This window comes from Cupriavidus sp. D384 (genome assembly GCF_001652915.1).
Taxonomy (GTDB): domain Bacteria; phylum Pseudomonadota; class Gammaproteobacteria; order Burkholderiales; family Burkholderiaceae; genus Cupriavidus.
This window is the reverse complement of record NZ_BBQI01000128.1, coordinates 139,432-151,586: the sequence shown is the minus strand read 5'-3', so window position 1 is coordinate 151,586 and position 12,155 is coordinate 139,432. Positions and strand designations below refer to the sequence as shown.

Here is a 12,155-nt window from a genome sequence, read left to right as displayed (position 1 = left end):
TGTCAGTAACCGCGTATCCCGGAGCCAGCCATGTCGGTAAGGGCGTTCCTGCAGCAAGCGCGCGTGCTGGATCACGTCGTGTTGCCCAGCGAAATCGACCTGCTCCTGTCGATTCTCAATCCCAACCCCGCGCCCACCCCACTGGGCGGCGGCATTTTCAAGGGCGAAGTCGAAATCGACCTCGACCAGAACAAGAGCCCTATCCCCGGATTCGATTTTCATCTGGCGCTGCCGACTGAGCAGTTGGGCAAGATACCGTTCAAGCTGAAGCTTGAGCCCGAGCAGAATCCAACATCGTTCTGGTTCTGGCTGATCCTCTCCGAAGAAGATCGCGTGCACGCCGTCTTCAAGTTCGTCGAGCGGCTCCCCGGATTTGCCTTCACGGGCGCCAACATCGTGACCGATGCCGCCACCGGCGAAGCGAGCCTCACCTCCACGGGGAAACCGGCCGTGCTGGTCAGCCGGGCGGAAGAAGCAGGCTCGCAATTGGCACCTTCACTGCTGATCCAGGGCACCCCCGAGAAGCCAGCCAGCCTCCGCTTTACGCCGGACACCGACTCCACCGAAGGGATCGTGACAGTCGGCTTCGACACGCCGGCGGTGGTGTTTGGCGACACCAGCATCGGCTTTCACTGTCCCGCCCTGGTCATCGACGACAGCCAGGAACATGCTGGCCCTGGGAGCGGCGCGCCCGCACTGTCTCCTCCACTCGATCACATCGACGCGGACAACAAGACCTGGCGCGGGATACTGGCGCGGCAACTGGACTTCTACCTGCCTCGCGACGTGCCCTTTTTTGGCGGGCAGCCGATCAAGGGATACCTGGCCATTCCCACCGGCCCCGGTGGCATCCAGCTTGTGATGGAAACCAAGGTGCCGCCAAAGGCGGCGATCGAGCAAGCCTCGGCGCGACCAGGCTTCAGCATCCGGATCGAATGCATTGATCCAACCGCCAGGGGATTCTCGGGACTGGTCCCAACGTTGATTTCGGCCAGCATGGACCTGCCTCTCAACGGCCGGTCCGTGCCACTCGAACAGTTGGGGGATCTCACCTTCCTGGCCGGCGAACCGGTTCGCGTGACGGCTACGTTCGCGCGCGATCCGGCCAACGACCCGGGCAATATGCGGATGACGCTGGGGCTTTCGTCGCAGGGTCCGGCGGGGCTGGTCATGGTACAGACCGATGACAATGCCGGGGCGTTGGCGCCCGCCAAGGTGTTCAACACGGCGGCGGCGATGGCGACCTCACTGATTGCCAATGGTGACGTTCAGAACGATGGCGGCAAGTACCACTTGGCGGCCATCGCCGCGGCCGGCGCAGCCCTGTCGTCGTTGTTCGAGCCAGCCAGCCGCTTCGTGCTGCACGGTGCCGAAATCGAGTCCACGGGGCATGGTCTGCCAGTCGGCGAACGGATCTCGCTGAACCTCGATTACTCGGTGGCCGTTCGCGTCACGGCGCTCGGCGTGCCAGGCGGAGGGCTGTCAGTCAGCATGGTGCCCGACCAGCCCATGCGCATCCGGGTGCGTCGCGTCGCGATGACGATCGACATGCGCAAGTCAGGGCTCGGCATGTTCGATCTCGACTACGACCGGGCTGAGATGGAAATCGAGAATCCCGGCGCCTGGCAACTCGATGGCTTCGAACAATTGTTCGACGTTGTCGGCAGCCGGTCGGGCCGAGGGTCGGCCTGGATCGAGGTTGACCTGCGCTTCCGGCTCAACCTGGGGCCGGTCAAGGTCTCGGGCGTCACCATACGGGGCACGCTCAAGGATGGGCATCCTGTCGTCACCCTCACCGGTATTGCCGTGGGCATCGACCTGCCGGGCGTGATCGCGGGCCGGGGAGCGTTGCATCTGATTCCGGGCGGTTTCGAGGCACACATTGCCGCGGCAATCGTGCCGATCCAGTTCAATGCCGACGCAACGGTGATCTACAGCGATCCAATGGTGTTCCTGGCGCTCGCGGCGGAGTTGCCGGCACCGCTGCCACTGGCCAACTCCGGACTCGGGCTGTTTGGTGTCTCCGGGATGTTCGGTGTGGCCGCCCGGCCCAAGCTGAGCGGCGAAGGCGATCCGGTGCTGCGGCAACTGCAGTGGCGCCATGAGCATGCGGAAGACTTCACCGTGGCCGCGGGCAACATGTTGTTCGGCATCGGTGCCGCGGTGGGCACGTTGCCCGATCTTGGCTTCACCTTCGGGGCGAAGGCCGAGATCCTGATCACCGTCCCCGACGTCTCGGTGCGTGGCGCGCTCAATGGCAGCGTGATGCGTCCACGGCCGAAAATCACCGATCCAAGTTTCCCGCCGGTTCGCGGCGTGAGTTGCCTGGGCTTTATCGGGGTCGATGCGCGCGCCGTGGATTTTGCGGTGATCGGCTCGATCGATTTCAAGCCGTTGCTGGAGATCCGGCTGCCGCTGGTTGGCCACTATCCCGTGGCGGGCGATACGAGCGACTGGTACACCTATCTGGGTGCCGACGGCTACGACGGGCAGGGTCGCAAGATCGGCCCCGTGTCGCTCAAGGTATTGCCGGACATCCTCGGATTCGGCGCCGACGCATACCTGATGGTTCGCGGCAAGGGCATCCTGCGCTGGCCCGTGCAGGCGCCGTTCATCGACTACGACCACGGCTTTGTCATCGCCGTCGGATTTTCGGTTCATCAGAATTTCGGGCTGCGGCCCATCGCCTGGGCGCAACTCTATCTGGGCCTGGATCTGCTGCTCGTGCCCAGCCCGCTGACCTTTGCCGGTCTGGGCGGGGCCAACGGGGCACTGCACCTGGGGCCGTTCGCGCTTGGCGTAAGCGCCGACGCGAAGTTCATTGCCGTGGCGGACGACGTCTATCTATGGGTTCGTGTCACCGGCCGTATCGAGCTCTTCTTCTTCGATATCGAGGGTTCGGTGACCATCACCTTCGGCGGCGATGAAGCAAAGCCGTTCCTGCCGCCCGCGGATCAACACCCGCTCGACAGGTACGAGTCATTCCAGAACGAGCGGCGGCGGGTCGGGTCGACTCCGGTGCTGACCGACGACAGCTATCGTGTCATCGGCCACCTTGTCGAGGACCCGGAGAACGTCACCGACGAGGTTCGCGTCTGGCCGGATGTGCTGATCTCCATCCCATTCGCATTCGCCCCGGACGTGCTACCCGGTGCAGATGACCAGTTCTTCGGCGTAAATGGCCCGGGCAAGCCATACGCCGGCAAACGCATCGGGTCGGAACTGCTGCGCTACTGGTGGCAGCTCAAGGACGTGGCGTTGTTCGATGTCACCGACGAGGTCGATCCCCGGGTGGGCGGCACGCGGGTCGGCACACGGTTGCCGGCGCGCTGGCAGGTGCCGCGCGGCGCGACGGACGCCACGGAGCTGCTGCTGTTCAGCACGGTGGGGGACCTGTGGGTCAACCGTCGCGCAGATGCCGGCAAGGACATTGGCAACCCGATCGGCACCACCACCGACTTCTGCACGGCCCGCCCGGAGGCACGCCCGGCGTGGGCCATCGGCTACCTGGCGCGGCGACTGACCGGCGGCTACCACTTGCCGCAGTCACCGTCCGGCAACGACCCGCTATGGAGCCGGGTCGAAGCCGAGATGCATCACTTCGGAATAAACGAGAACGGCAACGAGACACCGCTCGACCGCGCTTATGGCACGCATCCCGGTTTCTCATTGAGCGCCGCGCGGCTGGTGAGATTCGAAGCGCCGCAAGACCTGGGGCTTGAGCGGAGCTTCGACGGCGCCATTGTCGCGCCGACGCTTGGGGTGCCCCCCGACCTGAAACTCGCGGAACTGATGGAATCCGGCACGTTCGTCGAACAGCGCCTGCACCTGGACCTGCCCGAAACCATCACGCAAGGTCTGCTTGTGATGTCTGGAGACCGCCGCATATTCGAGCATGGGAACCGGTTCGCAGGCGTCTCGGTAAAGAGTGCCACGGGCGCCACCTGGGAAGGTCCCAAGTTTCTTGGCACGGTGGACGATCGCGACGTTTTCAGCTTTGCACAGCCCGGCGCCTTGGCGACAAATCGAGTGATCGTCGACTGGCCAATCAGTGCCACGATCGCGGTGCTTGGCCTGCGCGGCATGTCGAGCGTCGCCGCCGAGGCCGCTGCCCAGGCGCGCGCCGCCATCGACGACCTTGCCGAACAGTTGAGCCGGGCCAGGCAAGACGGCCCGAAGCTGACGATGCTGCCGCTGGAACTGCACCGACGAACCATTCTCCAGCCCGGGCGCATCTACCGGCTCGACATCGACATGCTGTGGTCTGGCGAACGGTACGATGCGGGGCAGAATACGCCCGCGGACTCACGCCTGGATCAGGCGAGCTACCAGCCGCCGGGCACGGCCGGGGCGAACACGCCGACACTGCGGCAACTGTTCTTCGGCACGGCCAGGAAGCAGGAAAGCGTGCAGCTCGTCAGCGGCAAGAAGGGCTTCGCAGACTTTCTCTTCAAGCGGCAGAACGTGTTCGTGCCGCAGATGCTGGAGCGCTACCTCGCTGGCTACGAACCGGGCCAGAGTGAACAATGCCGATTTCGCGACGACCCCATCGCGGCTCACTTCACGCAAAGCCACGTACCGGCCCTTGCCAATAGCTACGGTTTTGCCGTCTCGACCGCGGTGAGGCGCATTGACAGACCAGGCGAGCCGCATGCGCGGCCAATCCTGCTGGCGCCGGTCTGGAGCTTCGGCAAGCTGCGGGAATTCCTGTCGCCAGTCGACCAGGTCAGGTTCGACGCAATCATTGCCGCGCCGTGCGCGCAACCCTTGCCGGGCGCCACGGCAACCGCCGCCACCACGCTCGATCCAGAGGCCTGGTATGAGGTCTATGTCACGGCCAATGTGGATGGCAACCCGACGGGGCGCCTGCCCGGCGTCACGTTCAAGACGTCTCGGTGGCGCACGCCGGAAGACATGCTTTCATCTCTGGGTTGGCAGGTGATCGCACCGGTGGCCATGCCACCCAAGGACGTACTGGCCGGTGACCTTGCGGTTGTCGGCGCGGTCATTGGTGGCGGCGCGGTGATCGATGACGATGACCAGGCCTTCCAGAGTGCGCTTACCAGCCTCGGTCTGGACGGCTGGCCGGTCGCGGAAGCGCCACGGCAAAGCCGCATCTGGATACGGCACCAGATGGGCGCCTGGCACTTTGCCGGCTTGATGCTGGAGTCGCCCGAGCCCATCCACCGGACGGGACGGCTGGCGTTCGACGGCGCGGCGCTGACGCTCGAAGGCGGGCCGCCGGTGGCGTTCGACATTCGCCGGCGCGATCGTTCAGGTTCCCGGCTGCTGTTTCTGACGTCGTCGCCTTTTGCGGTACCGGCACCGCCGCAGCAGGCATTCCTCGTGCTCCGGTCCAGGCAGCAACACGTGGCCAGGGTGATGTTGCCGGAGGCACCCGGCTTTGCGGAGGACCCTTGATGCCATCGATCCGAGCACCGTCCGAAGTACTTTCGGCGTTCTCCTTCGCCGTGCAGCCGGACGGCGACAAGGACCTGCAGGCGGGCACGCATCTGCGGGTTTTTTCCGGCCTGGGCGCGAGCTTTCCGGTCGGCCCGCTGATCGTCAGGGGACTGGATCTCCAGGGCGAGCGACGCGCGTGCAGGCTTTTCACGCAGGACTCGAAGGGCCAGCCAACGCCTTCGCAATTTGGTGACGATGGCGTCCTCGAGGTCACATTGCTGCTGTCGGACCCGCCAAACCTCATGACGTCCTCTATCGAGATCGACGAGGGCGCAGGCACCATCAAAGCGGCGGCGATGCTTGATCAGCACGGCCGCACCATCTGCGTGCGCGATCAGGGTCCGTTCGTATTTTCAGGACCGCTTTTCCACAAGCTGAAGGTTTGGGGGGCGGGAACCTTGCGCATCATCCAGCGGATGATTCCCCTGGCCATTGTCGAGGAACTGCAGTTCGACCGCGAATCGATCCTGGCGACGCTGGCATTGCCGATCAAGGGCGATTTTCCCTGGTACCTGGGCATCCAGGATCGTGAGGCGGGGATGCTCAGGGTGGAGCGCGGTGCGCCGTTGCGCATGAATCCGATGGACCGCCCGTTTGGCAACCTCGAAAGCGTTTCGGCCGGCGATGAAATCGAGCGTGTCATCGCCTCGCTACGCTCGCTGCATGTGGAGGGCGGCTTCGACGCGCTGATCGAGCGGCTGGTCAGCACCAAAAAGCCACCACCCTGGGAACAACGGGAGCGCATGCTAGCCATCGGCACCACCCCCGCCGGGGACCGGCCGCAGCACGTCGAGCTGGACCGGCTGGGCACGCTGCAGCTTGCGGCAGCCGATCCCGGCGTTGCACGGTACCTGGGCCTTGCCGACCGTATCGACTCGCTCCCGGGCAATCGCTGGTCGACGCTGGCATTGTTCGGGCTGTTCGCCGTGTCGGTCGATGAGTTCTCGCAGTACGGGCTGGACCTGTCGGCCATCAGGGGCCACACGCCAACCAGTAATTTCGTCAAGGTCTATGCCCGGACGCTCAGTACTGCGACCGGTGCCGACTACGGCCTCGCCGTGGAAAAGATGGCGACTCGGGTGATGGGGAACGGTCTGGTCATCGCACCGCTGATGCTGATGATTGATCCGGTGCCACCCTGGCTGCCTCCGGCCGTCCCTTCCCCGCAGATCTTCCAGGTGCGCTGGCAAGGCTTGCGTGATACCCAGCCCAGTCGCCTTTACCGGGCGAGCTTTGCGTTCGAGGACCTTCCGCTGGTGTCCCAGTGTGCGTTGGCAAGGCTTGAAGACCAGCAATGGGTGTCGCGCAACGATCGGCTGGACGGGTTGACGCGCGCCGCGCCGCGCCTCTTCGGCAAGGAGCGCGACGCGAGCCCGCGCATCAACGAGACAGGCGGGAACTTTTCCAGCCTGGAACCGCAGGCATTGGAAACGGATCACGACATCGACGCAGACACCAACCCGACAGCGTTCGCGGTATGGGGTTCGGATTTCTTTGGCCGCTTCCCGGAAAAGGCGGCCTTCTTTTCCACAGCGCCCCCCCCGCGTGTGCAGCCGCCAGAACCCGTATTGCGCTTCCACGTTGAAAGACTCGCCGGAGACATCCTGCCGGGCACGTCGCCCGGCGTGGTCAGTGTCAGGATTGCCGTGCCCGCGCGGCTTCCCGAGCCCGATGGCTTCTCGCCTTCGCAGATGGAACACGCAGGGAGCGCGACAGTCGTCCCACGGCTTGACGACCTGCCTGCCGGCGCCTTCGACATTGCTACGATCCAGCTTGGCATCGGCACCCTGGACGATCCACCGATCGACGTGTCCATCCCCGGTACCATCGAGCACACGCTCCCGATTCCGCCAATCGCGGACGGCATCACCACCTTCTCCCTGCTGGGGCAGTACGCCGATACGCAAGGCAACAAGTCAGCGGTGGCACGCGCGGCATTCGAAGTCCGGAACTTCAGGTCGCCCACGTTGCTGAAAACCGGCGTGGGGCTGTTCTGGTCGAGCGAACCCGGTCCGGCACCCGAGGTGGAGCTGAAGCTGCGTTGGAACGCGACGGATGGCTCGCGGTACCGGGTCTATCTTGCTGACCAGGCGGCGATGCAAATCACCGAAGCAGAGCTTGGGGAGGATCCGCCGGGGGCCACGTCCCGCGGCCTGGTGGCGGTGAAAGGGGCCCACCTGGAAGGCGTCAAGAAGCGTTTCCGGCTACTCACGGACCCGCCAGTGGTTGCGCAAGGCGGGGGCGCCGGGCTGTCCATCCATCTGCCACGCAGCCTTGAGACGGTGCAGTTCGTGCGTGTGGTGCCGCTCGGATCGGATGGCGAGGAAGCGGACTTTGGCAAGTGCGGCATCGTCGCGGTTGCAGTGCCCGAAAGCCGCCGGCCGGCCGCGCCCAGGCTGGATGCTGACATCGACCAGCAGACGGGCAAGGTATCGCTCACGGTTTCCACCGACGCGGTGGACGAAGTGATATTGAAGCGCGACGAGCCAGGGCTATTCCACCCGGGCCAGCGGGGCACGCAGCCACCCGTGGCATTCATCCGGCGTGCGGTTGCCGGGGTGCCCGACCCCATATACGCGCGACAGGTGGGCATTCCCGTCGCGATGGTCCGGGCGGCTGCCACGGGCCACTACGTTGCCTCGTTTTCCGACGACAACGCGGGGCGTGGGCTGGAGCCCTATGTGCGCTACGTGTATTGGGCGGAGTGGCGCATGCCGCCTGAACGACGGCTGCCAGCTGCTTATGACGAAGTGGCGAGCGAGATCGTGCCGGTGGCCCCCTCCGGTAGGCAGGATCAACCCAGGCCAAAGAGTTCGCCATCGGCCCCACGCACGGTCATGCACGTGCCACAAGCCGCGCCGGCGGCGCCGGACGTCGCGGCGATGCATGTCGCACGGCAGCCCGGCCCATCGCCCGACACGCTCGTATTGCAGATTCAGGTGGATGACCCGCCCCGGGCGCACAAGCTAGCCGTCGGCCGCTTCAGGCTGGCGGCGTGGACGAAGTGGGCCGATGGCCCAATCGAGCCGATACGCAACGCCGGCGGCGTCGTCCTGGAGGGTGCCTGGCCCAGTATCGAAGGCGGAAGTCTCACCACGCAAATTCCCGCGCCGGGCGACGTCGCGGCAGGGCTGACCCTGATGGTGGCATTCGTCGATCCGCTGGATCGTCTCGGCGGCGTGTCCAGTATTCCCGTCCCGTAGCCGAGTCGGGCGCCCGGGTACCCGTTCACGGCCGGCGGGCCTGCAGTCGCGATCCCGCGACGCAAGACAAAGGAGTTGATATGCCAGGGCACTTTTCGTTTACGGTGACGAAGATCTCGCCGGACGGCAGAACCTCGCGTGCGTTCGGGCTCAACGACGGCGGGGTCGTCGTGGGAGACGTGGATGGCGATTTTCCCTGGGTCTTTTCACCCGGGGGCGGGGGACGGCAGCTCCAAGCCTTGCCGACCAGTGCCGGCAAGGGCGTGGCGCTCCGCGTCAACAACGCCGGCGCTATCGTGGGGCAATGCGACGCGATCGTATTCGACAATGCCTTCAATCCCGCTAGCACCACGCAGGGCACGCGCGCCGTGCTCTGGGCCAATGCGGCAACAGCGCCAAAGGACTTGGGAACGTTGTTGCCGACGCCTCCGCTCGGGTTTCCCGCCAATACGTTCTTCGGCAGCAGCAGGGCCAATGACATCAACAATGCGGGCCATATTGTCGGTGACTCGGAAGTGGCCCCGGGGCTCGAGCACCCGTTCTTCCTCGATGGCACGGCGGTAGGCATTCCGTTGGCCATGCGCGATCTGGATGTGTTCGTACCCTTGAACCTCAGACCGGTCTTCTTGCCAAGACCCGGCAGTGCAAGCGCACTCAACGACAACGGCGACATCGCCCTGGATGCGGCCATTGACGATGCCACGGGCATCGTCGCCCAGGCCTTTCTGCTGAATAACATTCTGGGGCCGGCAATTCCCTTCATCACGCTGCTGCAGGCCCTGCCAGGTGGTCTTGGACCAACGCTGCGCCATTCCATCACGGCCGACCTCAATGTCAACAAGGACGTCGTGGGCGCCTCGTTTGACGGCGTTCATCCCGCAGTGGTCCCGCCCCTGAATCCGCGCGCGACCTTCTTTCGCATCCCGCCGCCGGCGGCCACCGTTCCGATTCCGGTCATTTGCCGGGCCTTGGGAATCAACGACGCCGGCGCCATCGTGGGGAGTATTGGCTCTCCGAGTGCCATTGTTTCGACTTCGAACGAGCGCGGTTTTCTGATTGACCCGGCGCATGGTGGCTTTCATGCCGATCTGAGCCTCGGCACGCCGGGTTTCACGATCCTGCGCGCAACCGGCATCAACAACAACGGCCAGATATCGGCCATCGCATTCGACCAGAACCAGCAAATTGAAGTGGGTGTGCTTCTCACGCCGTAGTGCGTCCGTCTTGAAACTGGCGAGTCCAAGCGCCGTCGTCGCGATCGAAACGAATCGGAGGTGAATCCATGCAGAGCCTGCAGCCACAACATGGATTCCTGCCTTAGGGCGTCGTTCCCGCGCGCACGGCGTTCACCGAAGGCAATGCGGTGAATGCATTCGCGCCGCCAGATCCATGCAGATCCAACGTAGCGCTGCTAGCGTATCAGGGCTGGTCGAACACCCAGACGGATCCGTCGTTGTAGACGGCGCCAATTCTTGCCTTGGCGTTGCCATTCACCATCGAATGCGTCGAGGAGAATCGCGTAACGTTCGTGGCCGTCGCGGAAGGCGGGTGGCCTACGTCGTAGGCGATCATGCTTCCCGCTGAGAAGGAAAATAGGTCCCTCGAGAGGGTATGCAACGAGAAAACGAACGTGTCGTCGGCCTGGATTTCCTTGGCGGGCACAGGGTAGAGCTGCAGGAAACTGGGCGACAACAGCGTCGAGCCCTGCCAGGCAAAGACGTAGGGTTCTACGCGCGAGGCGAAGAACTTTGCGTTGCTTGCAGTCGGGTTGATTGCAGAAGGCATGACTGCCCCGGCGAAGCGGCCTGCCGAGATGGTCGAGTTGAAAGCTTCCATACCTAAGGGTTGCATCACACCGCCGGTGACGCTGCCTCCGGCTGTCGCCAGCGCGTACGTCCCATCCGGGAAGACCCTCGCCCCAATGATGGAGTCGGAGGGGTTCGGTAGGGCTTTCCAGATAGTGCCAAAGCCCAAGCCCGTCGCGTAGTTATTGGCAATCGGGTCGTCCGGGCACCACGAAACGCCGGCGAGGTTGGTGTCGGCCGTCGTGGCGTACGAGCGACGAGCGGCCCCTGCGCCGCAAAGAAAGTCGGAGAACAACGGCATGTCGTTTGCTCCGCCGACGGGGAAGGACCCGAGATATCCATTGGCCAGTTCGACTACAAGCCTGGACTTCTCCTCTGTAATAAAGAGGTTAAAGGCGCCCGGGGGTATGCTGGCGCTGAAAATCTTTTCGAGCGAGCCAAAGGCGGTGAGCTGTCGTTCGACGTAAGCACTCACCGTGTCCGCCGAGAGGAGATAGCTTTTGTCGCCATCGACGACAATCGCGCGTGCGGACCTGCCTGCGCCCACGCTGATCTGGCTCCAAGGGCCTGACGAGGAGACGGGAATCGAGGTGCTTACGTAGCGGCCGTCAGGGTAGGTCACAGTGAGCCACAGTGATCCTGTCCATGCATTCAGTGCGCTTGCGCTTGCGGAGACGCCACCGCTGCCAGCGTTGGCGCCGAACACCGCGGAGGCTAGGTTACTGTCATCGAAGGACCATGTGTAAGTCGCATACGGTGCCAGCGAAGCGGTCTGGCCGGGCTGATCCGTCAGAGTTGCCTGCACGTAGGCAGTCCGCCCCGGCTTGACGTCGAGCGAAGCCTTGTCAAAGGTTACCGTTGGCAGCGGAAGTTGCGGGCGGGAAAGCGAGGCATTCGCGCAGAGATGGTCGCCGGCGGGCGTATCCGCGCAGGCCGTCAGCTTGCCTGTTGCGGCGACCGGCGTAGCGCCAGGTGCCGACTCGATCGTCGAAGAAATTCCATCGGATGCGACAACAGCCTTGAAGTTCGTCGTGTCGTCTACCTTCCAGGTCCAGTTCGTCAGATCGGCGATACCGTTCGCGCCGTCGGAGCGGGCAACGACGGCCGTAGCGTTCTGGGCGGCAGCGCCGGCGGCAAGCGTGAAACCGCTCGGCGAGATCGAGAGCGTGTAGGTCTTCGGCGGGGTGGGCGTTGTCGGTGTCGTCGGTTTCGGGATGGCTGAAATAACGAGCGTCTGCTTATAGATGGACCCATCGGCCCGAGACAGGGAAGCAGTCAGCGTGGCCGAGCCGCCCGCATCGCCGATCACTACGGTCGCGTAGTAGCCGACAGTCGCGGGGGCGCCAAATATCGAGGCTGATGGCGCGAGATTGGATGCCGATAGGACCTTCGCCACGTCCGGATTGCTCGATTCCCAGGACACGTCGTAGCCCTTCAGTTCGTTACCGTCTGGCCCGAGGATCTTGGCATATACGACGACGGTGTCGCCGCCCGTCGGAGCGATCGATTCTTTGTCGAGCACGACCTTGGCGCCGGCAGGCGCACCGCTTGGCTGGGGCGAAGCGGTGATGGGGTCCGTGTTGCCTCCACATGCCGAGAGCAGCAGGGCGGAACAAATGGCGAGCGCCGTCAGGTGGCGGGCGGCCTTGGTCTTATATCGGATCATGGATCTATGTAGAGGGTC

At 64.3% G+C, this 12,155-nt stretch carries 4 protein-coding genes; 3 read left to right on the top strand and 1 reads right to left on the bottom strand.

Translation table 11 applies throughout. The annotated features are described in order from the left end of the window. Positions 1-30: 30 nt before the first annotated feature. From A9J21_RS28515 to A9J21_RS28505, 3 genes are all read left to right on the top strand, one after another. Positions 31-5,421, top strand: coding sequence for a hypothetical protein (locus A9J21_RS28515; RefSeq protein WP_066741821.1), 5,391 nt, complete (start codon positions 31-33; stop codon positions 5,419-5,421). Next, entirely contained in the window at positions 5,421-8,666 is a 3,246-nt protein-coding gene (locus tag A9J21_RS28510; RefSeq protein WP_066741819.1) for a hypothetical protein, read from the top strand. The genes A9J21_RS28515 and A9J21_RS28510 overlap by 1 nt, the downstream gene beginning before the upstream one ends. 80 nt (positions 8,667-8,746) lie before the next feature. Next, entirely contained in the window at positions 8,747-9,880 is a 1,134-nt protein-coding gene (locus tag A9J21_RS28505) for a hypothetical protein (RefSeq protein WP_156546286.1), read from the top strand. Between the two features lie 205 nt (positions 9,881-10,085). On the opposite strand, the gene A9J21_RS28500 is transcribed toward A9J21_RS28505, so the two are convergent. Then, positions 10,086-12,137 carry a hypothetical protein gene (locus A9J21_RS28500; protein ID WP_156546283.1) on the bottom strand — a complete coding sequence of 684 codons (2,052 nt, stop codon included), beginning with the start codon at positions 12,135-12,137 and terminating at the stop codon, positions 10,086-10,088. Between the last annotated feature and the right edge of the window lie 18 nt (positions 12,138-12,155).